At 65.0% G+C, this 22,436-nt stretch carries 29 protein-coding genes; 17 read left to right on the forward strand and 12 right to left on the reverse strand.

Annotation, left to right across the window (positions count from 1 at the left end):
- Positions 1–350 precede the first annotated feature (350 nt).
- Both M2432_RS07235 and M2432_RS07240 read left to right on the forward strand, forming a co-directional pair.
- Positions 351–575, forward strand: coding sequence for a hypothetical protein (locus M2432_RS07235; protein ID WP_280826074.1), 225 nt, complete (start codon positions 351–353; stop codon positions 573–575).
- 226 nt (positions 576–801) lie between these two features.
- Complete coding sequence (locus tag M2432_RS07240) at positions 802–1,035, forward strand: hypothetical protein (RefSeq protein WP_280826075.1); 234 nt, start codon at positions 802–804, stop codon at positions 1,033–1,035.
- 965 nt (positions 1,036–2,000) lie between these two features.
- On the opposite strand, the gene M2432_RS07245 is transcribed toward M2432_RS07240, so the two are convergent.
- Positions 2,001–2,660, reverse strand: a complete 660-nt coding sequence (locus tag M2432_RS07245) for a VTT domain-containing protein (RefSeq protein ID WP_280826076.1) — start codon at positions 2,658–2,660, stop codon at positions 2,001–2,003.
- A 68-nt stretch (positions 2,661–2,728) separates the two neighbouring features.
- Between M2432_RS07245 and M2432_RS07250 the strand changes: the two genes are divergently transcribed.
- Positions 2,729–3,742, forward strand: a complete 1,014-nt coding sequence (locus tag M2432_RS07250; RefSeq protein WP_280826077.1) for an alcohol dehydrogenase catalytic domain-containing protein — start codon at positions 2,729–2,731, stop codon at positions 3,740–3,742.
- 86 nt (positions 3,743–3,828) lie between these two features.
- Positions 3,829–4,866, forward strand: coding sequence for a class II fructose-bisphosphate aldolase (gene fbaA / locus M2432_RS07255; RefSeq protein WP_280826078.1), 1,038 nt, complete (start codon positions 3,829–3,831; stop codon positions 4,864–4,866).
- Positions 4,867–4,886: 20 nt separating this feature from the next.
- On the opposite strand, the gene M2432_RS07260 is transcribed toward fbaA, so the two are convergent.
- A complete protein-coding gene (locus tag M2432_RS07260; RefSeq protein WP_280826079.1) occupies positions 4,887–5,333 on the reverse strand; it encodes a hypothetical protein in 447 nt (148 codons plus the stop codon).
- 117 nt (positions 5,334–5,450) lie between these two features.
- On the opposite strand from M2432_RS07260, the gene M2432_RS07265 reads away from it, so the two are divergent.
- Positions 5,451–5,864 (forward strand): DUF3151 domain-containing protein, encoded by a 414-nt coding sequence (locus M2432_RS07265; protein WP_280826080.1) that lies wholly within the window; start codon positions 5,451–5,453, stop codon positions 5,862–5,864.
- A gap of 1 nt (position 5,865) precedes the next feature.
- On the opposite strand, the gene M2432_RS07270 is transcribed toward M2432_RS07265, so the two are convergent.
- The 3 genes from M2432_RS07270 to M2432_RS07280 form a co-directional block, all read right to left on the reverse strand.
- Positions 5,866–6,756, reverse strand: coding sequence for a cation diffusion facilitator family transporter (locus tag M2432_RS07270; RefSeq protein ID WP_280826081.1), 891 nt, complete (start codon positions 6,754–6,756; stop codon positions 5,866–5,868).
- 104 nt (positions 6,757–6,860) lie between these two features.
- Positions 6,861–7,625, reverse strand: coding sequence for a site-2 protease family protein (locus M2432_RS07275; RefSeq protein ID WP_280826185.1), 765 nt, complete (start codon positions 7,623–7,625; stop codon positions 6,861–6,863).
- A 16-nt stretch (positions 7,626–7,641) separates the two neighbouring features.
- The gene (locus M2432_RS07280; RefSeq protein ID WP_280826082.1) at positions 7,642–8,265 is read right to left on the reverse strand and encodes a peptidase M50; all 624 of its coding nucleotides are present in this window, start codon (positions 8,263–8,265) and stop codon (positions 7,642–7,644) included.
- Positions 8,266–8,346: 81 nt separating this feature from the next.
- Here M2432_RS07280 and M2432_RS07285 point away from each other — a divergent pair, with 81 nt between their 5' ends.
- Positions 8,347–9,636, forward strand: a complete 1,290-nt coding sequence (locus tag M2432_RS07285; RefSeq protein WP_280826083.1) for an adenylosuccinate synthase — start codon at positions 8,347–8,349, stop codon at positions 9,634–9,636.
- Positions 9,637–9,647: 11 nt separating this feature from the next.
- On the forward strand, positions 9,648–10,250 hold the full coding sequence (locus tag M2432_RS07290) for a PaaI family thioesterase (protein WP_280826186.1): 603 nt from the start codon (positions 9,648–9,650) through the stop codon (positions 10,248–10,250).
- Here M2432_RS07290 and M2432_RS07295 read toward each other — a convergent pair.
- On the reverse strand, positions 10,233–10,904 hold the full coding sequence (locus M2432_RS07295) for a hypothetical protein (RefSeq protein ID WP_280826084.1): 672 nt from the start codon (positions 10,902–10,904) through the stop codon (positions 10,233–10,235). The genes M2432_RS07290 and M2432_RS07295 overlap by 18 nt on opposite strands.
- Before the next feature lie 151 nt (positions 10,905–11,055).
- Here M2432_RS07295 and M2432_RS07300 point away from each other — a divergent pair, with 151 nt between their 5' ends.
- Entirely contained in the window at positions 11,056–11,715 is a 660-nt protein-coding gene (locus tag M2432_RS07300; RefSeq protein WP_280826085.1) for a hypothetical protein, read from the forward strand.
- Positions 11,716–11,732: 17 nt separating this feature from the next.
- Here M2432_RS07300 and M2432_RS07305 read toward each other — a convergent pair whose 3' ends face one another.
- The 5 genes from M2432_RS07305 to M2432_RS07325 form a co-directional block, all read right to left on the reverse strand.
- Complete coding sequence (locus M2432_RS07305; RefSeq protein WP_280826086.1) at positions 11,733–12,194, reverse strand: VOC family protein; 462 nt, start codon at positions 12,192–12,194, stop codon at positions 11,733–11,735.
- A gap of 38 nt (positions 12,195–12,232) precedes the next feature.
- Positions 12,233–12,715, reverse strand: a complete 483-nt coding sequence (locus M2432_RS07310; RefSeq protein WP_280826087.1) for an SRPBCC domain-containing protein — start codon at positions 12,713–12,715, stop codon at positions 12,233–12,235.
- Positions 12,712–13,077, reverse strand: coding sequence for a helix-turn-helix domain-containing protein (locus M2432_RS07315; RefSeq protein WP_280826088.1), 366 nt, complete (start codon positions 13,075–13,077; stop codon positions 12,712–12,714). The genes M2432_RS07310 and M2432_RS07315 overlap by 4 nt, the downstream gene beginning before the upstream one ends.
- Positions 13,078–13,126: 49 nt before the next feature.
- Positions 13,127–13,315, reverse strand: a complete 189-nt coding sequence (locus M2432_RS07320) for a ferredoxin (protein WP_280826089.1) — start codon at positions 13,313–13,315, stop codon at positions 13,127–13,129.
- 225 nt (positions 13,316–13,540) lie between these two features.
- On the reverse strand, positions 13,541–15,133 hold the full coding sequence (locus M2432_RS07325; RefSeq protein ID WP_280826090.1) for a Na+/H+ antiporter: 1,593 nt from the start codon (positions 15,131–15,133) through the stop codon (positions 13,541–13,543).
- A gap of 43 nt (positions 15,134–15,176) precedes the next feature.
- On the opposite strand from M2432_RS07325, the gene M2432_RS07330 reads away from it, so the two are divergent.
- From M2432_RS07330 to M2432_RS07360, 7 genes are all read left to right on the forward strand, one after another.
- Positions 15,177–15,527 carry a UBP-type zinc finger domain-containing protein gene (locus M2432_RS07330; protein ID WP_280826091.1) on the forward strand — a complete coding sequence of 117 codons (351 nt, stop codon included), beginning with the start codon at positions 15,177–15,179 and terminating at the stop codon, positions 15,525–15,527.
- Positions 15,475–16,635: an ATP-grasp domain-containing protein gene (locus M2432_RS07335; protein WP_280826092.1), complete on the forward strand. Its 1,161-nt coding sequence runs from the start codon at positions 15,475–15,477 to the stop codon at positions 16,633–16,635. The genes M2432_RS07330 and M2432_RS07335 overlap by 53 nt, the downstream gene beginning before the upstream one ends.
- Before the next feature lie 41 nt (positions 16,636–16,676).
- On the forward strand, positions 16,677–17,093 hold the full coding sequence (locus tag M2432_RS07340) for a lumazine-binding protein (protein WP_280826187.1): 417 nt from the start codon (positions 16,677–16,679) through the stop codon (positions 17,091–17,093).
- A gap of 20 nt (positions 17,094–17,113) precedes the next feature.
- A complete protein-coding gene (locus M2432_RS07345; RefSeq protein ID WP_280826093.1) occupies positions 17,114–17,527 on the forward strand; it encodes a rhodanese-like domain-containing protein in 414 nt (137 codons plus the stop codon).
- Between the two features lie 20 nt (positions 17,528–17,547).
- Positions 17,548–18,762: an O-succinylhomoserine sulfhydrylase gene (locus tag M2432_RS07350; RefSeq protein ID WP_280826188.1), complete on the forward strand. Its 1,215-nt coding sequence runs from the start codon at positions 17,548–17,550 to the stop codon at positions 18,760–18,762.
- Between the two features lie 10 nt (positions 18,763–18,772).
- A complete protein-coding gene (locus M2432_RS07355; RefSeq protein ID WP_280826094.1) occupies positions 18,773–19,165 on the forward strand; it encodes a hypothetical protein in 393 nt (130 codons plus the stop codon).
- A gap of 151 nt (positions 19,166–19,316) precedes the next feature.
- Positions 19,317–19,706, forward strand: coding sequence for a hypothetical protein (locus M2432_RS07360; protein ID WP_280826095.1), 390 nt, complete (start codon positions 19,317–19,319; stop codon positions 19,704–19,706).
- Between the two features lie 57 nt (positions 19,707–19,763).
- Here M2432_RS07360 and M2432_RS07365 read toward each other — a convergent pair whose 3' ends face one another.
- Positions 19,764–20,621 (reverse strand): SDR family oxidoreductase, encoded by an 858-nt coding sequence (locus M2432_RS07365; RefSeq protein ID WP_280826096.1) that lies wholly within the window; start codon positions 20,619–20,621, stop codon positions 19,764–19,766.
- 75 nt (positions 20,622–20,696) lie between these two features.
- Between M2432_RS07365 and M2432_RS07370 the strand changes: the two genes are divergently transcribed.
- Together M2432_RS07370 and M2432_RS07375 are read left to right on the forward strand one after the other, a co-directional pair.
- Positions 20,697–21,917: an FAD-dependent oxidoreductase gene (locus M2432_RS07370; RefSeq protein ID WP_280826097.1), complete on the forward strand. Its 1,221-nt coding sequence runs from the start codon at positions 20,697–20,699 to the stop codon at positions 21,915–21,917.
- Complete coding sequence (locus M2432_RS07375; RefSeq protein ID WP_280826189.1) at positions 21,917–22,411, forward strand: GNAT family N-acetyltransferase; 495 nt, start codon at positions 21,917–21,919, stop codon at positions 22,409–22,411. The genes M2432_RS07370 and M2432_RS07375 overlap by 1 nt, the downstream gene beginning before the upstream one ends.
- The last annotated feature ends 25 nt before the right edge of the window (positions 22,412–22,436 follow it).

A 22,436-nucleotide genomic window follows, 5' to 3' on the forward strand; every position in this document is an offset into this window, starting at 1 on the left:
GATAGTAGGAAACGTAGGAAATTTAGTAAGAATTATGTGGAAATAACTTCCATATAGTTCCGCAGACCACCGCAGCCGTCCCAGTGCGGCGGGGCGTCCCGCGATTCCCGCGCGTCAGGCCGTGCGTGCCGGGGGAGGGGGTACCCCACCCGGCCGGCGCGTGGTGGGGTGGTGGGTGCGGCGTGCTGCGGCGTGGGGGCGATGCGGGCGGGTTTGGTGCCCGGCGATGCGGACGCGGGGTGGGCTGTGCGGGGGTGGTCCAACCAAACCGCCAAGACCCCGCTCTAGCGCCTCTCCCAGCACTCATTCAGACACGCGGATGGTCACGCCCCGCGCGTACCGTCCGGTACATGTCCGGGTGGTCGTGGTTTACCGCCTATAGCGTGCGGCTGGCCGACGGGTGCCACAGCACCATGCCTATGCACTGCCCCGCCTGCGGTCTGGAATGGAACACCAACGGCATCGCCCTGCCGATCCACACCAACGTCCGACGCGGTTGGGGATCGCCCCCACCCGTCAACGCCGTTGCCGCGGTGTTCTACGAGTGCTTGGGGTGCGGGCATTGCAGCTTATGACGACCGCAAAGGTGAATGGAACCGATTGCCTACCGAATGCGTCTAACACCTATGCGCGCCATCGACACCATCGACAGAGACCTACGACTGCTGTCCGTGCTGCGGGTTGCGCTGCGCCACGACGGTCACCCCGTAGGCAGCGCGGCGATGGACCGGCTACTCGACGAACGCAATCAACTTGGAGCTGCGGACGCCAGCGCCTGGCATCAGTCGCATACTGATTGGCATGATCGCATTGACCGAACAGCAGATCATCGACGAAGTCTTCAGCAGACTTGTCGCGAAGTACAAAGAGGTCGAACCAGCCGAAGTCAAACGCATCGTGGTAGAGCAATACGCCCGATTCGAGGGCCGGCCAGTCCGCGACGACATCCCGTTGTTCGTGGAACGTCATGCCAAGGCAGAGCTGTCTAAGCGTTGCTCCGCCGATCATCTTCTTGCGGAAACTGTCGCTCAATAGCCTTGAGCATTCGACCAACCGCACGCAGGTCAGCCTCAGTTGCACGGATCGCACGACTCTCACCATGCACGTCGTGAACCGATACGTCAGCGCAGCAAGACGCGCCTCCAGCTCGGATTTCTCTAGCTCGAGGAAGCCACGGTAATACCCGGCTTGCGCCGTGTCAGCGGCGTCATCTCATGGCCGCGGCCTGCACCCACCAAACGGTGTCCACCCGGGGTGGACAAACCCTCCATTGATTCGTCAAAGCTCAGGGGCCCGGAACCGTCTACCGTGTTGTCGGCATGTTCTTCCGCTGGTTGTCGGCATGTTCTTCCGTGAAGTGGCATGTTCTTCCGCGAAGCTGTCACACCTGTCACGAATTCGGCTTAGCGTTGCCGGTGAGGTGGTTCGGGCGACGTGTGGGGGTTGCGATGGATAACGAGCGGGTGTCCCTGTGGCGTGAGAGTGACGGCGCGGTCTGTATGTACTGTCGCCGGTTTCCGGCATGGGAGCGGACGTCCCAGCTGATCGGGCCGGACGGCCAGGTGGTGCAGTCCGACATTGAGAAGCGGTGCAGTAATCCGAGGTGCTTTGAGCTGCACGACACGTGGATGGCTGCGCCCGACCAGCTTCGTGGCGTCACGAAGGTGGCTGGTCACGGCTTAGCGGTGCTTTGTCACTTTTTATGGGCGTCCATAAAAATTATGGGCGTCCGCGGGCGGACACCGCATTGATTCGTCAAAGCTCAGGGGCCCTGAACCGTCTGCGGTTGCAGGTGGGCAGCCCGCATGATTCGTCAAGCGGACTACCGCGGTATCCACGGTAGGCTTCCTCGATCGCGGCCCGGTCGATGGTCATACTGGAACACTAGTTCGAACCACCGACAAGAATCGGCGCTGGATGTGACGCTAGTTAGCTACCGTGACCAGCGCAAACAAAGTGACCAAAGTTTTTGAGAGGGCCAAGCGCCGGGGCTGAGCAGGTCAGCTCGTCTGCGCAGCCTTACGCCGCTTGTACCACTCCCAGATCATCGGGGACACGGACGCCACGGCGATCAGGATGAAGATCGGGTCGAGCAGCTTCTGCACGATCTCGAACTGGCCCAGCCCGTAGCCCAGCAGCGTCATACCGCAGCCCCACACCACGGCACCGATGACGTTGTACAGGGTGAACGAGGTATGGCCCATCTTGGCCGCGCCGGCGGTGATGGGTGCCAGCGTCCGGACGATCGGCACGAACCGAGCCAGCAGGATGGCGAACGGGCCACGCTGCTCGAAGAAGGCATGCGCCTCCTCCAGGTACTTCTGCTTGAGGAAGCGGGCATCGGGCTTGAACATCTCGACGCCGATGAAGCGACCGATGAAGTAGCCGATCTGGCCGCCGAGGATTGCCGCGATCGGGACGGTGACCAGCAGCAACCAGATGTTGAATTGGTCGTGCAACTCGGTGTTCGCGTGCGTGGCGGTGCCGGCGGCCAGCATGCCCGCGACGAACAGCAGAGTGTCGCCGGGCAGGACCGGGAACAGGATTCCTGATTCGATGAAGATGACCACCAGCAGCCCGACCAGTGCCCAGGGGCCGAAGTAGCCGAGCAAGGTCATCGGGTCGAGAATGCCCGGCATGGCGGCGATGGTGGTCGTCATGAGGCCCCAAGATACCGGGGTTTACTTACTACCCAGCCAACAGTCGGATACGGGCCTATCGTCAGCCCATGGCCACTCACAAGGCAGTTCACGTCGCACAAGCCAACGCCCCGCTCACCCTGGCGGACGTGGAGACCGTGTCGCCGCCGCGCGATCACGTCCGCATTGCCGTCGCCGCGTGCGGCGTGTGCGGCACCGACCGCGAGTTTTATGCGGGGCACTTTCCCGGATTGTCCTGGCCGATAACCCTCGGCCACGAGATCGCGGGCACGGTGGCCGAGGTCGGCGACGGGGTCGAGGACTTCGCTGTTGGCGACCGCGTGGCGGTCGGCTGGTTCGGCGGCAATTGCAATCGCTGCGTGCCCTGTCGCCGGGGCTATTTCATGCAATGCGAGCGCATGCAGGTGCCCAGCTGGCAGTACCCGGGCGGCTACGCCGAGTCGGTCACCGCGCCGGTAACGGCGCTGGCTCGGATTCCGGACGGGTTCTCGTTCGCCGAGGCCGCCCCGATGGGGTGCGCGGGGGTGACGACGTTCAACGGGTTGCGCAAGACCCGCGCCAAGGCCGGCGACCTGGTCGCGGTGATCGGCATCGGCGGACTCGGCCACCTAGGGGTGCAGTTCTCCCGGGCGATGGGGTTCGAGACGGTCGCGATCGCCCGCGGTCCGGAGCGGGAGGCCGCCGCCAAGGAACTCGGTGCCCACCACTACATCGACTCGAACACGTCCGATGTCGCCGCCGAACTCCAGCGGCTCGGCGGGGCGGCGGTGGTGCTCGCGACCGCGGCGAGCTCGAAGGCGATGGGTGCCACCGTCGGAGGGCTCGGACCGGAGGGCGAACTCGTCACCGTCGGCGTGACGCCCGAGCTCTTGCCGACCAGCCCGCTCGACCTCATCAATGGTGGCCTGTCGGTCACCGGGCATCCGTCGGGCACTTCACGCGATGTCGAGGAGACTTTGCATTTCGCCGCGCTGACGGGCGTGCGCGCCGTCATCGAGGAACGACCGCTCGCGCAGGCCGCCGAGGCCTTCGAGCGCATGAACAGCGGACACGCGCGCTACCGAGTGGTGCTGACCGTCTGAGCGGTCCTAAGTGGCCCCGGGTGAGCCGTGCCACCCGCGATTGCAATACTGGCCTGGACTGCACGGTTTCGCTGAGAGGAATGTCCATGCCCATCGCCACGCCAGAGGTCTACGCAGAGATGCTGGCCCGCGCCAAGGAGCACTCGTTCGCGTTCCCGGCGATCAACTGCACATCGTCGGAAACCATCAATGCCGCCATCAAGGGCTTCGCGGATGCCGGCAGTGACGGCATCATCCAATTCTCCACTGGCGGAGCCGAATTCGGTTCGGGCCTGGGCGTCAAGGACATGGTCACCGGTGCGGTCGCGCTGGCCGAGTTCGCACACATCGTCGCCGCCAAGTACGACATCACCGTCGCGCTGCACACCGACCACTGTCCCAAGGACAAGCTCGACACCTATGTGCGCCCGCTGCTGGCCATTTCCGCCGAGCGCGTCGCCAAGGGCCAGAACCCGCTGTTCCAGTCGCACATGTGGGACGGCTCCGCCGTTCCGATCGATGAGAACCTGCAGATCGCCCAGGAGCTGCTGAAGCTGACGTCGGCCGCAAAGATCATCCTCGAGGTTGAGATCGGCGTCGTCGGTGGCGAGGAGGACGGTGTCGTCGGCGCGATCGACGAGAAGTTGTACACCACGCCCGAGGACTTTGAGAAGACCATCGACGCGCTGGGGGCCGGTGAGCATGGCCAGTACCTGCTGGCCGCGACCTTCGGCAACGTGCACGGCGTCTACAAGCCGGGCAACGTCAAGCTCAAGCCCGAGGTGCTGGCCGAGGGCCAGAAGGTGGCCGCCGCCAAGCTCGGATTGCCTTCTGACGCAAAGCCTTTCGACTTCGTCTTCCACGGTGGCTCGGGTTCGCTGAAGTCGGAGATCGAGGATTCGCTGCGTTACGGCGTGGTGAAGATGAACGTCGACACCGATACCCAGTACGCCTTCACCCGCCCGCTGGCCGCACACATGTTCACCAACTACGACGGTGTGTTGAAGGTCGACGGCGAGGTCGGCGACAAGAAGGTCTACGATCCGCGCAGCTACCTGAAGAAGGCTGAGGCGTCGATGACCGCGCGTGTCATCGAGGCTTGCAATGACCTGCACAGCACCAGCCGGAGCGTGTCTGCCGGCTAGACCAGTTGGGCAGTGGCCACTTATGACACGTGAATTGCGAAATTCTGTGTCGTAGGTGGCCATTCGGCGTTTAGGGCCGAGTTCTTGTGCGTCAGCATCACGGTGGCCAGGATGGCCACCGCCGTGATCGCTGCGATCACCAGGACGAGCGCGATCACCCAGCCCCAGCTGCGTCGGTTGCGCGGCGTCTTGATGGTCCCCGGGATCACCTGAGACCCCGCCGGTGGCATCAGCTCGGTCTCCGGATCGGGCACCGGATTGATGATCTGGGTGTTGCCGTCGAAGCTGGACGGCGCGGTGTAGCGACGCACCAGGATGGCCGGATCAGTATCCGGGTCGGCGGCGGGTTCGAAGACTTCGGTTATTTCGGCTTCGGCAGCTGCGAATTCCGCATCCCGGCCACGCCCCGTCTTACCGCGATCGCGGTTCGGCCCGGAAGGGTTCGAGGTCGCGGCTGGGTTAGACATGAGGGTGATCGTCCTCCCGGTCTTGAACGTCTCCAGCATCGCGCTCGACTTCTGCGCAGGAGCATAATCGCCCGACTCCGGTAATACGTCGATCGACTGCACGGCACAATAGCGGTCATGACACGAATGGGTGATCTGCTGGGACCTGAGCCGGTGCTGCTGCCTGGTGACATCGAGGCCGAGGACGATCTGGACGCCGGCAAGGACGCGACTGCAGTCGCTGCGGCGCATCCGTCGGCATCGGTGGCGTGGGCGGCGTTGGCGGAGGCTGCGCTTGCTGCCGACCAGCCGGTCACCGCATATGCGTACGCCCGTACCGGGTACCACCGGGGCCTGGATCAGCTGCGCCGTAACGGCTGGAAGGGCTTTGGGCCCGTGCCGTTTTCGCACGAACCGAACCGTGGATTCCTGCGCTGCGTAGCCGCACTGGCTCGGGCCGCCGAGTCCATCGGCGAGCACGACGAGTACCTGCGCTGCCTCGAACTGCTCGAGGACTGCGACCCCGCAGCGCGCGCCGAGTTGGGTCTCTAACTCAGTCCGCGTCGCAGTGGCAGCCGTCGGACTCTGGTGGCTCCACCTGGACGGTGGCGTGCGCCAGTCCCCGGGCGGCCATCACAGCGCGGGCGGACTGCAGTACCTGTGCTGAGTCGCCGTTGGAGGTCAGGTGCGCGGTGGCCATGTCCTTGCCGGGCACCAGGGTCCACACGTGTAGGTCGTGCACATCGGTGACGCCGTCGACGGCGGCCAGTGCCGCGCGCAACTCGTCGACGTCGATGTGGCTGGGTGAGGATTCGGACAGGATGCGCAGGGCCGCGCGAGCTAGTGAGATGGCTCGCGGCAGGACCCACAGCGCCACCAGCACGGCGACCACGACGTCGGCGTAGGGCCAGCCCGTGGTGACGGTGATGATGCCGGCGATCAGGACGCCGAGGCTGCCGACGGTGTCGGCGACGACCTCCATGTAGGCGCCCTTGACGGCCAGGCTGTTCGCGGCATCCGAGCGCAGCAGCAGGACGACGATGGCGTTGGCCAGCAACCCGGCCAGAGCGACGACGATCATCGGCACGCCGGGGATTTTCGGCGCATCACCGAGTCGTTCGACGGCTTCGTAGAGGATGAATGCCGCGACCCCCAGCAGCAGCACCGCATTGGCAACGGCGGTGAACACCTCGGCGCGATGCCAGCCGTAGGTGCGGGCTGCGGACGTCGACCCGCGGCGGGCCAGCGTGACGGCCGTCAGCCCCATGAACATGGCTACCAGGTCGGTCAGCATGTGGCCGGCGTCGGCCAGCAGCGCGATCGAATTGATCAGCAGCGCAGTGGTCAGCTCGATGACAAAGAAGACGGTGAGCACTGCCGCGGCAATGAGCATGCGGCTGACGCGGGCATTCGCGCCGTGGTTGTGGTCATGTCCGGCGCCCATGGGCTCAATGTATGCGTAACTACGCATATGTCGCAAGCCGCACCGTGATTTGTGCACGAAAAAGGGCGCTCAGCGCCCTAGGATGTGCACAAATCACAGGGGGATCAGGACCAGAAGCGGGTGAGGGCGCCGCCAATCATCGCCAGGCGCACAGGCACGCCGGACAGCGCCACCAGGTGGTACACCAGCGTGAAGAACGCCCGATTCAACTGCGGTGCGATCAGCAGCAGCATCAGCACCATGAAGCCCCACTGCTTGGCCGGCTGCAGCGCCCGCTGGGTGTCGTAACTCAGATGCGGTTCCAACGCGTTGTAGCCGTCCAGCCCGGGAATGGGCAGCATATTCAGCAGCAGCGCGGTGACCTGCAGGAAGCCCAGGTAGGCCACGCCGGCCCAGAACACGGCGTGGGCTTGGACGTCGTACATCGAGGCGGTCACGGCCAGGATCACCACCGCCAGCACCAGGTTCGCGAAAGGGCCCGCCAGGCTCACCAAGGTCCGTTGCCGCTTGGTCATGTATGACGTGCGTAGATACACGGCCCCGCCCGGCAGACCGATACCGCCGAGCGCGATGAACAGAGCCGGCAGCCCCAGTGACAGCAGCGGGTTCGCGTATTTGAGCGGGTTGAGTGTGAGGTAGCCGCGCAGCTCGACGTCGCGGTCGCCGAAGCGCCACGCGGTGTAGGCGTGACCGAACTCGTGCAGACACAACGAGACGGTCCAGCCTGCGATGACGAACACGAAAACACCGGCGTAGGCCAGGGGCCGGACTTCGGAACCGGCGGCCCACGCGATGCCACCGCCTAGTCCGGTCAGCGCGACGATTCCCCAGAACAGCGGGCTGGGCCGAACTCCATGCTTCGTTGGCATGCTCACCAGGAGAAACCTAGCCGACTCGGAGCCAGCCTTGGATGTGACGGTAAAACGCAGACCGTCGGGCCGGGCGCGGCGCAGTCACTCCGTCTCGCTCGATGAGCAAGCCCGTGCTGCCAATTTGGACGGCTCGACCGCTCACCCACCCACGGGCACCGGTGCCCAGCGTCCGCGCCCGTAGTCCGGGCACCTGGGGCAGCGGCTCGATTTCGACGCCTGTGGATTGCCCGTCGAACAGCACGGTGTCATCGACCACGGCCTCGCCGGTGATGGCCGCATCACGCGACGGTAGCCACCGGGCCGACCGCACGATCACCGCGCCGGTCTCGTCGCGGATCAAGGGAACCCGTTGCGCCGCACCAGTTCTGGCACGATGTGCGACACCCCACCGGGTTGGTCGCCAGGGCGGGACGAAGCCGACTTCGACATCGAGCAGGTCGTCGCGCAGCAGCCGGCTCAGGGTGGCGGCCAAAGCGACATGCCCGCCGACGACGATCACCCGGGCCACTTGTTCGGGGACTGTCAGGTCGTCCGGCGCAGACACCTCGACGCACGTCAGACCGGTCAACGAACGGGGCAACCGGCGGCCGTCGAACAGCAGCACCACGACATCTCCGGGGACGTCTCTGGCGGTCAAGGCCTCTCCTCACGGCTCGCTGGGATAAGGTTGCTCACCGGCTGCCACAGTATTTAGGCAGGTAAAGCGGGAGACAAATCGATGCCGGCAATCGTGCTCATCGGGGCCCAGTGGGGCGACGAGGGCAAAGGAAAAGCCACCGACCTGCTCGGTGGACGGGTGCAGTGGGTAGTGCGCTACCAGGGCGGTAACAACGCCGGGCACACGGTGGTACTACCCACCGGCGAGAACTTCGCCCTTCATCTCATACCTTCGGGCATCTTGACGCCCGGGGTCACCAACGTCATCGGCAACGGTGTCGTGGTCGATCCGGGCGTGCTGCTCACCGAGCTGTCCGGGCTCGAAGACCGTGGCGTAGACACCTCGAAGCTGCTGATCTCGGCCGATGCACACCTGTTGATGCCGTACCACGTGGCTATCGACAAGGTCACCGAGCGGTACGCGGGCAGCAAGAAAATCGGCACCACCGGCCGCGGCATCGGCCCCTGCTACCAGGACAAGATCGCCCGCATCGGCATCCGAGTCGCCGACGTGCTTGACGAAGAGCAGCTCGCCGCCAAGGTCGAGGCTGCCCTGGAGTTCAAGAACCAGGTGCTGGTCAAGATTTACAACCGCAAGGCACTCGACCCGGACGACGTGGTGCAGAACCTGCTGGCGCAGGCGGAGGGCTTCAAGCACCGCATCGCGGACGCTCGGCTGCTGCTCAACGAGGCGCTCGAGCGCGACGAGATCGTGCTGCTTGAGGGCTCGCAGGGCACCCTGCTGGACGTCGACCACGGCACCTACCCGTTCGTGACGTCGTCGAACCCGACCGCGGGCGGCGCAGCCGTCGGCTCAGGCATTGGGCCGACCCGCATCACCACCGTGCTGGGCATCCTGAAGGCGTACACCACGCGCGTGGGCTCGGGTCCGTTCCCGACGGAGCTGTTCGACGACCACGGCGCGTACCTGGCCAAGACCGGCGGCGAAGTGGGTGTTACCACCGGCCGCGCTCGGCGCTGCGGCTGGTTCGACGCCGTCGTCGCCCGGTACGCCACTCGGGTCAACGGCATCACCGACTACTTCCTGACCAAGCTGGACGTGTTGTCCAGCCTGGAGACGGTGCCGGTGTGCGTGGGCTACACCGTGGACGGCAAGCGCACCAACGAGATGCCGATGACGCAGGTCGACATCCACAAAGCCGAGCCCATCTACGAGGAACTGCCTGGCTGGTGGGAAGACATCAGCGAGTGCCGCACCTTCGACGAGCTGCCGGCCAAGGCCCGGGACTACGTGCTGCGGCTGGAAGAGCTTGCCGGAGCACATGTTTCATGCATCGGCGTCGGTCCCGGCCGTGACCAGACGATCGTCCGCCGGGATGTGCTGGGGTGACCGAAGGCTTCATGGACCAGCACGGCGGCTTCCCGGTCTTTGAGGCCGCCGATCCCGGTCCCGGTTTTGGTCGATTTGTCGAGGGCATGCGGCGGCTGCAGGACCTGGCGGTATCGGCCAACCCGGACAGTGACACCTGGGACGACGCCGCCGACCGGGTAGAAGAACTGGTCAAGCTGCTCGGCCCCTTCCAGGCGGGCGAAGGCGTCGGCCCGGCCAACCGGGTGCCGTCGCTCCCGGGGGCAGGCAGTCTGCTGATGCCGCCTTGGTTCGTCGACAAGTTCGAGCCCGACGAGGTCCAGCTGCGCGTGACGTTCAGCCGCTATCACGTCGGCGGCAACTACGCGGTGCACGGCGGCGTACTGCCGCTGCTGTTCGACTCGGTGTTCGGCATGGTTATCCACGCCGCGGGTCGGCCGATCAGCCGAACCGCCTACCTGCACGTCGATTACCGCAAGGTCACCCCGATCGATGTCCCGCTGACTGCCAAGGGCCGGGTCACCGAGGCTGAGGGGCGCAAGGCATTCGTCGCGTCGGAACTGTATGACCCCGAAGGGAATCTGCTGGCCGAGGCCAACGGTTTGATGATCAGGTTGCTACCCGGCCAGCCGTGACGGGCTGGGCTTGACTGCGTTGGCGGTGCGGCCCTGGAAGAGCGCGATCAATTGGTCGACGTTCCCCCGAAATGCGTTGCAGTCCACCAGCAAATTGCCGACCAGGGCAGACGAGGTGAATTGCAGGATCTGCGGGGTGGCGCCGCCGTAGGGCGCCCAGTAACGTGACGCATCGCCCGGGTACAGCGTGGACGCAAAGCCGCTGCCGCCAACGTAATTCGACGCAACCAGGCCCGGCACCTTGGACAGGTCCGGTGATCCGATCTGTTGCCAGTACCAGTGCGGGATGTAGGACAGCGAGATGAAGACGCCGGCGTTGTTGAAGGCGTCGACCACCGCCCAAAAGTTGGTGATGTCACCGGAATTGGCCTCGAAGTCGAGCATGGCGTAGCGGCCGCCGTTGTTGTGCAGCCAGGTGCGAGCCTGCGATGCCGGGTCGTTGGTGGTGACGTAGTGGTAGCCGATGCAGGGAAATTTGTTCTGCACGCACCATTGCGAGATCACCGGCCAGTATGGGTCCACGTAGTAGTCGCCCTCGGAGACCTTCTGCGTGATCCAGGAGAAGCCCTGGCCGGGCAGCTGCGATACGAACGCGGTGGCTGCGCCCACCGAATTGAAGTTGTTGTTCGAGGTGTCCGGACCGTAGAGCGTCATCTGTCTCGCCTGTACATGACTCGGATTCGGTTGCCCAGGGTCACAATTCCACCGTAGTCCGTTTACCCGACGCGCGCCGCGAAGCGTGAACTGCGGTGTCGCACCGTGTTATTGCCCCCCGAAAGCCCTCTCGAGGTGCGACGATGACGGCGTGAAAGCCACCGCTGGCCCGCGTAGCCGACTGACCACGCCACATGCGGCCGCCATTGCCGGCGTGCTGTTCGCGCTGCTGTTCGGTGTGGCACTGATCTGCATCAGGACCGCGTTGCCGGAAGGGGCCGAGCGGGGTGCACAGTTCTTCGACGATTCGAGTATTCGGCTGCGGGTGGCGGGCGTGCTGATGCCGTTCGCCGGCATCGCTTTTCTCTGGTTCATCGGTGTGTTGCGCGACGGGTTCGGGGCACTGGAGGACAAATTCTTCGCATCGGTTTTCCTCGGTAGTGGCCTGGTGTTTCTGTCGATGATTTTTGCCTCGACCGCGGTGGGGGCCGGCCTGATGGCGGTGAGCCATTCGGGCCTCGTGTCCGGTGTGCACGACGAGGTCATGGAATTCGGCCGCGCTCTGTTGATCGCCCTGGCCAGCACCTTTGCGCTGCGGATGGCTGCGGTCTTCATGATCTCGTCGGCCACCATCTGGCTCAAGACCGGACTGATGCCCAAGTGGCTGGTGGTCCTGACTTATGTTGTGGCCGTGGGCAATCTGATCGCCGGGGACGTCAGTTTGTGGATTGTGCTGACCTTCCCGGTGTGGGTGTTGGTGGTCAGCGTGCTGCTGTTGGTGCGGGCCGGGGTGATCATGGGTGACGACTGAGGCCGGCTTGATCTGCGCTAGGCGTTTTCGAGTTCGGCGATCACGATCTTCTTCTGCCGCATCATCGCCTGCACCTGTTCTGGCCTGCCCAGCAGTTGGTCCATGTTCGAGGGGATGATCTGCCAGCTGATGCCGAACTTGTCCTTGCACCACCCGCATTGCTCGGACTCGGGCACGTGCGAGAGCTTGGACCAGTACGCGTCGATCTCGTCCTGGTCGGCGCACCGGATCACGAACGAGATGGCCTCGTTGAACGTGAACATCGGCCCGCCGTCCAGGCAGACGAATTCGATTCCGTTGAGGGTGAATCGCCCATTGAGGACCTTGCCGGACATGCCGGCGAAGTGTTCGTCGAGGGCCGCGTCGGGGTATTCCTCCACCGAGATGATCCGTGAATTCGGAAACACCTCGACGTAGTACTGCATGGCTTCGCGGGCCTGGTCGTTGAACCAGAGGCACGGCTGGATGGTTTCGGGCAAGAGTCGGGTTCTCCTGTCTCGCAGTGGTTTTCGTCAGGTCAGACCAACAGCGCATCGATCTGGCTGAGGGCGCCGGTCATGCCCTCGACCATGCCCATCGCGGTCACCTTCTCCAGCTGTTCGGCGTCGGTGAACCGGGTGAGGATGGTCATCCGGGTGCCGCCGTCGACCCCTTCGAAGGACACCTCCAGGCGCATGGTGGGCATGTCGAGATCGGGTTCGCCGTCGGGGCGGGAGAATCCGTCTTCGACGACCAGTCGGTGCGGTGGCTGCGTTTCGACGGTGCGCCACCAGCCCGGTGCTTTCTCCCCCTCGGGGCCGGTCATGTGATAGCGAGACTCACCGCCGGGTGTCAGCTCGTGCCGGGTGAAAGTGGCCGGCCAGGTTGGCGGACCCCACCACCGTTCCAGCTGACGGGGGTCCTCCCATACCTGCCACACCCGCTCAGGCGGCGCACTGAACTCCGTGACGAAGGTCAGGGTGAGTGCCTGTGCGTCGATGTCGCTGCTGACGACGGTCATCGGTGTCCTCTCGGTTGATTCGGGCCGTATCCGTCCTCGGCGAGGATGGCCTCGATAGCTGTGGCGCGGTCGCGCCACAGTGCTTCATAGCGCTGCAACAGCTGTTCGGCGCGTCGCAGGGTTTCCGGGACCGCCCGGACAAGCTGCTCGCGACCTCGGCGTTCCTTGCGAACCAGGGCCGCCGCCGTCAGTACCGCGACGTGCTTCTGCACCGCGGCGAAACTCATGTCGTAGCCGCGCGCCAGTGCGCTGACCGACTGGTCGCTGTGCATCGTGCGGGTGACGATGTCGCGGCGGGTGGCATCGGCCAGCGCGTGGAAGATCCGGTCGATCTCCTCATCGGTGAACGAATCTACAACCATTTGGTTGTAGATTAGGCCGCGGCAGTGGGTCGGTCAAGGGCGGCTGCGATCAATTCACGCGCAGCGCCGACGCCGGGCAGAGTTTGACGGCCTCGCGGGCGTGATCGGCCTCGGCGGCCGGAACCTCGTCGGCCAGCACCACGACGACGCCGTCGTCGTCCTGATCGAACAGCGCCCCGGCAACCATCACGCAATTGCCGGAAGCGATGCAGGCGTCCCGATCGGCCTCGATATGCATAGACCAATCATGGTCTCGCGTGCGTCAAAAGTGGTGGTATTGCGCAGAAATGGCCGGCGGATTTGGGTGGTGCTGCCGTCGAGGTGCTATGCCGAATGTGACGGCTCCTGTCGAGCTCCGTCGAAAATGTCGACGGCTTCCGACACATTCGTCATACGGACGTTGACCGCTGGGGCTACCAGTCCGCGCCGTGCGAGCCGGGCAGTAGCCCAGCCAAACCCGGCCCTAGTCGCGCTTGAGCGCCGCTTCTTCCAGGTCCAGCCCGTGCAGCACCGCCCGCAGCACCTCGTCATCGATGCGTCCGGCGTCGCGTTCGGCGATGAATGTGGCGCGTTCGGCGGCCAGCATCTCCGCCCGCATCCGCCGCAGTGCCGACGCCGGGCTTTCGCCGATGTCATCGTCGCTGCGGCCCAGGCGCTCCCATACGGCGTTGCGGCGCTGGTCGTTCCAGTGGTGCAACACGGTGCCGACCTGCTGCTGGACGTTGGAGTCGTCACCGCGGGCCAGCAATTCATCCAGTCGATCGGCAGCGGCCTGGGCAGCGCGGGTCGACGCGGCCGCCTCTTTCAGGGCGTCCTGGTGCACCTGAGCCTCGCTGCTCACGTCGAGCATCCTGATCAACCAGGGCAGCGTCAGGCCGTGCAGCAGAAGCGTGCCGATCACCACGACGAAGGTCAGGAACACCAACTGGGGCCGGCCCGGGAAGGGCGCACCAGACAGCGTGGACATCGGCACACCGAAGGCGGCCGCCAGCGACACCACGCCGCGCATGCCGGCCCACGCGACGATGAACACCTGCGAAGGTGTGGGCCGCGCTTCGCGCTCATTGATCCGGGGCCACAGCGCCCGGGGCACGTACGCCATGAAGTACACCCAGGCGATCCGCACCGCGATGACGGTCGCCAGTACCGCGGCCGAGGCGATCGCCAGCGTCGCGGCGCGGATTCCGGTCAGTTCGTCGATGACCTGGGGCAGCTGCAGGCCGATCATCAGGAAGGCGAACGATTCCAGGATCAGCGTCACGGCCTTCCACACCGCGTCGTCCTGCAGGCGGGTGGCGTAGGTGGCATGGGTGGAGCGCTGGCCCAGCAGGACGGCCGCCACCACCACAGCGATAACCCCCGAGCCGTGCGCCTCCTCGGCTAGCCAGTAGACGAAGAACGGGGCGACCAGACCGATGGCGCTTTCCACCAGCGGGTCGTCCAGCCAGGTCCGGATGTACTCGATCAGCAGGCCGGTCAGCAGCCCGACCAGGATGCCGCCGACGGCGGCCAGCGCGAAGGTGCCCAGTGCTCCGGTCCATGTTGTGGCAGCACCGACAGCGGCGGCCAGTGAGACCTTGTAGGCGGTCAGCGCGGTGGCGTCGTTGAACAGGCTCTCGCCGCCCAGCAGGGTCATGATCTGCCGTGGCAGCCCCAGCCTGCGGCCGATTGCCGTCGCCGACACCGCGTCGGGCGGCGCGACGATGGCGCCCAACGTCAGCGCCGCGGCCAAGGTCAGCTCCGGGACGGTGTGGAACGCCACGATGCCGACCACGAACGTGGTGGCCAGCGGCAGACCGACGGCCAACAGGCCGACCGTTCGGACGTTCTTGCGCAACGCCACATAACTGCTGCCCAGCCCGGCTGACCACAGCAGCGGCGGCAGCACCACGAACATGACCAGGTCGGGCTGCATCTCGATGCCGTGTACGCCGGGGATCATCCCTCCGGCCAGGCCCACGACCACCAGACCCAGTGGAGCTGAGATGTCGTATCGGCGGGCCAGAGCGGCCAGCAGCACCGAGGCAACCAGCACCGCCAGCAGTGGGGCACCCATGTCGTCAAACCTCCTCGCTCAGCCCGCCCTATCCTTGTTCAGCATGCTTGGGAAACGGAGGCTATCGCGGCGAACACGCCCGCATGACGACGCGCCCTCCACCTGCGACCACCTGGCCGAGGCCGCCCAGAGACCCGAGCCCGAGCCGCAGACACCCGGTCGGTGCGGGGCTTGCGCGGCACTCGGGGAGAATACGTGGGCGCATTTGCGAATGTGCCTGACCTGCGGACAGGTTGGCTGTTGCGATTCCAGTCCGCACCGGCATGCCAGCGAGCATTTCCGGCTCACTGGTCATCCGGTGATGCGGTCGTTGGAGCCGGGGGAGAGTTGGCGGTGGTGCTATGTCGACATCAGATTGGGCCTGGGCGAGCGAAGCGACGGGGAGATGGGTTGATGAGTTGGTGAACCGGACGACGGTTCTGGTGCTCGGCACCGGGGAGTTGAGCAGCGAGTTGGTGCTGGCGTTCCAGCGGTTGGGTGCCACGGTGATCGCCGAGGCGCTACCGGACCGGGAGACCGCCTTGCGTGGGTTGATCGACCGGCATGAGCCGCAGGTCGTCGTGGTGCAGTCTGCCGAGGTCTCCGCGGACGTGCTGGACGCACTGAGCGAATCGGACGTCGAGGTGTTCCCGGCGCCGGATGCGCTGCGGGTCACCTCTGACCGGGAGCGGCTGCGCAAGCTGGCAGCCGATGAACTCGGTCTGCCGACGGCACCGTTCTGGTTCGCCGGATCGGTGGACGAACTCACCGCGGTGGCCGAGCATGCTGGGTTGCCGCTGACGGTCTCACCCGCATCCGATATGGGCACCAACGGCCGATCTGTGTTGACCACGCTCGACGACGTCGACGAGATCTGGGAGCGCGTGGTTGCCGCCGCCGACTCTGACCGGGTGATGGCCGAGACCGAAGTAAAGGTCGACACTGAATTCACGTTGCTGGTCGTTCGTGGCCGCGGACCCGCCGGTGGTGCGGTGGTGCAGTTCTGCGAGCCGATCGGGCGTCGCCGGATCAATGGCGGGCCGTTGGAGCTGTGGCAGCCGCACGAGTTGTCGGCGTCGGCTTTGGATGCGGCACGCTCGATCGCCGCCCGCATTGTCAACGGCGTGGGTGGATATGGACTGTTCGCCGTGGATCTCATGGTGGGCAGTGACGGCAACCAGACCAATGGTGGCGATGAGGTGTACTTCGCGGCCGTGCATCCGTTGCTGACGGGCGCCGGGTTCGTCACCACGCGTTCTCAGCGCTTATCGCAGTTCGAACTGCATGCACGTGCCATCCTGGGCCTGCCGGTGGACACCATCATGATCTCGCCGGCAGCAGGCGAGGTGAGCAGCCCGGAACAGGGCGCTGCCGATGCTGTTGCAGACGCGTTGGTCATCGCCGAGAGCGACGTCCGGTTGTCCAGCGACGTATGTGTGGCGTTGGCGACGGCACCGGATGTGTTGCGAGCCCGCGACCGGGCGCGCCAGGTGTCGGCCGCGATGCGAAGGAACCGGGTGTGAGCGCGGCAGAACCCGAACCCGATCCAGCGGACCGCCCGACCATGGTGCCGTTCCTCGCGGCGCTGGGCTTCATCGTGATCGTGGTGATCTTCATCGTGGTGCTGAACACCATTGGGGTCTTCGGCAAAGACGGACCGACGCCGGAGCAGGACGTCCGCCGCGCGGTGGTGGGCCAGAACGACGGCCTGCAGCGCGGCGACTACTCACGGTTCCAGACCTACACCTGTAAAGCCCAGTACGGCACCGAGGCAGATGTGCTTGCCAAACAACATGATTCGGTGGCCAAGAACGGCCAGCGCTACGTCGACTCGGTGTCCGACATCCGCTTCGACGGCGACAAGGCGACTGCCACCCTGACCTACCACTTCGACAAGACGCCGGATACCAAGCCCACTGCACCGGTGGCATTGGTTCGCGAGGACGGGGCGTGGAAGGTGTGCTCGCCGGTCGCAAGTTAGTTTGTGACAGACTCGCATTCGTGAGCTATGCGGGAGACATCACGCCGCAGCAGGCATGGGATCTGCTCAGCGACAACCCCGAGGCTGTGCTGGTCGACTGCCGGACCGACGCCGAGTGGCGCTGGGTGGGCGTGCCGGACATTTCCAGCCTCGGACGTGACGTTGTGTACATCGAGTGGAACAGCAGCGACGGTAGGCACAACGATGGTTTCGTCGATGATTTGTTGGCGGCCGGCGTGACGCCCGGCGGGCGGCCGGTGGTGTTCCTGTGTCGCTCGGGCAACCGATCCATCGGGGCGGCCGAAGCTGCGACGGCAGCCGGCATCGCACCCTCCTACAACGTGCTGGAAGGGTTCGAGGGCGACCTCGACCAGCACCGGCATCGGGGTGGCAACGGCTGGCGGGCTATCGGACTTCCGTGGGTGCAGTCGTGACACAACTCAATAGCGATGGGATCCCCTCTGTCCGGGTGCCCAAGCAGCTGCCGGACGGGGTAGGCCAGGCCACCATCGGAGTGCGCGGCGGCCTGCTGCGCTCGGAGTTCGAAGAAACCGCCGAGGCCATGTACCTGACCTCGGGTTACGTCTACGAGTCCGCAGCCGCGGCCGAGCAGGCCTTCACCGGCGAGATCGAGCGGTACGTCTATTCGCGCTACGGCAACCCGACCATCCAGATGTTTGAGGAACGGCTGCGCCTGATCGAGGGTGCACCGGCCTGTTTCGCGACCGCGACCGGCATGTCGGCGGTGTTCACCGCCCTGGGTGCGTTGCTCGCGTCGGGGGACCGGCTGGTCGCGGCGCGCAGCCTGTTCGGTTCGTGCTTCGTGGTGTGCAACGAGATCCTTCCGCGCTGGGGCGTGGAGACAGTGTTCGTCGACGGTGATGACCTGTCTCAGTGGGAGGAAGCGCTGTCGGTGCCGACCACCGCAGTCTTCTTCGAGACGCCGTCCAACCCCATGCAGTCGCTGGTGGACATCGCCGCAGTGTCCGAGCTGGCACATGCCGTCGGTGCAAAAGTGGTGCTGGACAACGTCTTTGCCACCCCACTGCTGCAGCAGGGTATGGAGCTGGGCGCCGATGTGGTGGTGTACTCGGGCACCAAGCACATCGACGGCCAGGGCCGGGTACTCGGCGGCGCCATCCTGGGCGACAAGGAATACATCGCCGGTCCGGTGCAGCAGTTGATGCGGCACACCGGCCCGGCGATGAGTGCGTTCAACGCCTGGACGTTGCTGAAAGGCCTTGAGACGCTGTCGCTTCGGGTCGATTACTCGAATCGCTCCGCGCAGCAGGTGGCGGAGTTCCTCGAGGGTGTTTCCGGGATTGACTGGGTGAAATACCCGTTCCTACAGTCGCATCCGCAATACGAGCTGGCGCGCAAGCAGATGCGCGGCGGCGGCACTGTGGTCACGTTCGAACTCTCCGCTGGGAAAGCAGGGTCTGCGAAGGCCCGCGCCTTCGAGGTGCTGGACAAACTGCGCGTCATCGACATCTCCAACAATCTGGGCGATGCCAAGACACTGATCACCCATCCAGCCACCACCACGCATCGCGCAATGGGGCCTGAAGGTCGGGCGGCTATCGGGCTTGGCGACGGCGTGGTGCGCATCTCGGTTGGCTTGGAGGGCACCGAGGACCTGATCGCCGATCTGGATCAGGCACTGAGCTAGCGGGCCTGGCATGTCCAAACAGACCGCGGCCAAGAAGGCACGACGCAAGAAGCGGCAGTCGGCGCGCAATGTCCGTTGGCTGCCCGACGAGTTGCAAGCCGAGGTCGTGGGGATCGCCCGCATTACGGAGGAAATCGCCCCGCGCGGTTGGGAATACGACGACGAGTTCTCGGGCGATGAATTCATCACATGGTACTTTCCGCCGTCCGGCGTCGAACTCGCCGAGGACGACGTTCGCGAGCCGGTAACCAGGATCTGGGTGTCAGACCCCGAGCAGGCACAGTTGGTGCTGGTCGGCACGGGCGAGGACGGTTTCGTCCACGGGCTGACCGTGGATCAGTTGTTTGCGAACCTCGACGCCATCGAGGCCTACCGGGTTGGCGACACGCCGCCGGAGTTCTAGTCCAGTCGACCTTGCGCGAACAGCGTAAACGTGATCGGCCCAAATCGTAAGTGCCACAACAGAGGACGACACGCCGAGGGCTACACGCCGAGCGGGTTCTGTATTGACGCCGCCGCCGGGCCGCGGTCGCCGTCGGGATAACATCACCCGCATGGTGAACAAGATCGCGATGGTGGGCCTGGTGTCGATTGGTGCAGTACTTGTCGGTTGTTCGACACAAAGTGAACCCAGTAAGGCACCGTCGAACGACAAGTCCACCACGGCAGCCGGCAGCACATCCGGGTCGGCCGGCAACTCGCCTGCTCCGAAGGCCGCTCTCGACGCGGTTCGCGGCGCCGGGGTAGAGGGAAACGACGGCAGCCTGAACGATCTCATCTCGATCGCCTGCGTCTTTTCCGGTGGAAACACGTACAAATCGACGCAGGAATTGGCCAATCAGATGGCTGGGGGCGGCAAGCTCAGCCCGGAGCAGGCGGAAGTCATCGTCAAGACTGCGCTGCAGTACTCCTGCCCCGAGAACGCAGGCAAATTCTCCCAGTAACTTGCGATTTGGGCGCGCTCCGTGTCGGTGACCGATACGCAGCGCGCCCAAATCGCTTTAGCTGTCTTTTTCCAGCACACCCTGCGCGGCCTGCGCGCGGTCGGTGTAGCTCTTGCGCTTGGCAGTGTCGAAGTCCAGGAAGACAGTGTCGAGTCCCAGCCGTTTGTTAAGCCAGCGCCGGCCCCGCGGTCCGAGCACCTGAGCGCCCTGCGCCACGAAGCGCATCGCCGGCGGCACCGACACGTGCGTCTTGGGCTTGTCCAGCGTCTTGACGATCGCGGCCGCGATTTCCTCCGGCTCGACCGGTTTGGTGACGGTGGTTTCCGTTGTGCCGGAAATCAATTCGGTTCTGGTAAACGGCGGCATCACCACCGAGACCTGGACTCCGTGCGGCGCCATCTCGTCGGCCAACGCCGCCGACATCCCGACTACACCGAACTTGGTGGCGTTGTACACGACCTGCCCGGGCACCGGGATGAGTCCGGACATCGACGCGATGTTGATGATGTGGCCGCCGCGTCGGGCGATCATTTCCGGCAGCGCCAACTGGCATCCGGTGATCACCCCGTAAAGGTTCACCTCGAGTGCGGAGCGGACGGACTTTTGCGACTCGTCCAGAAATGCGCCGATGGGCATGACGCCGGCGTTGTTGATCAGCACGTCCAGGTGACCGGCGCCGTCACTGCGGGCCTTGTCCAGGAACACCTCGAACGACTCGCGGTCGGTGACGTCCAGCGGATAGCCGGTGACCTGGCCGAGCTTGCCCAGGGTGCCGACGGCGGTTTCAAGGACGGAAACGTCGCGGTCACCGATCACCACTCGGGCGCCACGGGCCAGTAGTGCCTTGGCGGTGGCATAGCCGATGCCACGGGCCGCCCCGGTGATTGCGATGGTCTTGCCGCGGATGTTGTCCATGGCGCCAAACTTTACACATGTCAAGTTTGCATTTGAAGGGACAGTTTTCCTGCTGCTACCGGCTAATGTCGAGGCATGACGCGCGTCATCGAGACCCAGGTATGTGTCGCAGGTGGAGGCCCGGCTGGTCTGGTCCATGCGCTGCTGCTGGCGCGTGCCGGAATCAATGTGGTTGTGCTGGAAAAGCACAATGACTTTCTGCGCGATTTTCGCGGTGACACCGTGCACCCCACGACTCTGCGGATCATGCATGAGTTGGGGTTTATCGACGAGTTCCTGAAGCTGAGGCATACCAAGATCGACCGCATCAGCTTTGACACTGACGGCACGCTCCGCACCTTCGGTGATTTCGGTGCATTACGGTTGCTCGGTTTCCCCGAGCCGTATATCGCGCTGATGCCGCAGTGGGATTTCCTTGACTTCCTGGCCGAAAAGGCCTCTGCCTACCCGGAATTCACCTTGATTCGCAACGCCGAGGTAACCGACCTGATCATCGAGAACGGCCGCGTCGTCGGGGTTCGCACTCCTGAGCTGGAGGTTCGGGCAGAACTGGTGGTCGCCGCCGACGGCCGCAAATCCGCGGTGCGGGCCGCGGCCGGCCTGCAGGTGGCCAGCGCGCACAGTCCGATGGACGTGCTGTGGTTCCGGCTGAACTGGCGGCCGGGCGATCCCGAGGAACTGTTCGGAGTGGCCCGCAAGGGCTTGATGATGGTGATGATCTACCGCGGCGAGTACTGGCAGGTCGCGTATCTGATGCCGAAGGGCTCCAACCCGCAGGGCGGTTCACTCGACGAGTTCAAGGCCCGACTGGTGTCGGTGCGTCCGCAACTGCGCGAGCACGTGCAAGATCTGCATTCCTGGGACGACACCAGCTATCTCGACGTTCGGGTGGACCGGCTGAAAACCTGGTGGCGCCCAGGCCTTTTGTGCATCGGAGACGCCGCCCATGCCATGTCGCCGGCCGGCGGTGTCGGTATCAATCTGGCGGTCGCTGACGCGGTGGCTGCAGCCAACATCCTGTGCGGCCCGTTGCGCAACGGTCTGTTGTCCGATGCCGACCTGGCCAAGGTGCAACGTCGCCGTGAGTTGCCGACGCGCGTGATTCAGGCCGGCCAGGTGTTCATCCAGAATCGTGCGATCGAACCGAACCTTGCCGGCGACCTGTCGCCGATCACGCTGCCGGCCATCGTGGGTAAGGGTCCGCTGCAGTACATCCCGCCACTGATCGTCGGCCGCGGTCTGCGTCCCGAGCACGTGCGGACTCCCGATGTGCACGCCGGACGAACAGTGCGGTGATCAACTCCGACCTCCGATTCGTCCCGGTGGCGCAGGACGATCCACTGGCCGAACCGCTATTGGCCGAGCTTGCCGTCGAGTACGCCACCCGCTACGAGGGGACGGTGGACGGTGTCGCTGCATGGCTGCGGGACTACCCGGCCTCCGAGTTCGTTCCTCCTGACGGTGTCATGCTGATAGGCATGCTCGGCGACACCCCGGTCACGGGCGGCGCGTTCCGTAGATTCGATGCGAAAACTGCTGAGCTGAAACGGATTTGGACTGATGCCGGACATCGGCGTCAGGGTCTTGGGCGGGCGCTGCTTGCCGAGTTGGAATCGCGGATCGCCGATGCGGGCTATCGCCGCATCTATCTGACCACCGGTCATCGCCAGCCGGAGGCCGAGGCGTTGTATCTGGCCGCCGGATACCGGCGTTTGGATGAGCCGCTGCCGAGTGAAGGCGACGTTTATCCCATAGCTTTCGACAAGGATCTCGCCGAGGAGATCGCGTAATCCGGGAGTGCCGGGCGGTCCGGTC

Origin of the sequence: Mycobacterium sp. OTB74 (assembly GCF_029892685.1) — a bacterium.
In the GTDB taxonomy this organism is placed as follows: domain Bacteria; phylum Actinomycetota; class Actinomycetes; order Mycobacteriales; family Mycobacteriaceae; genus Mycobacterium.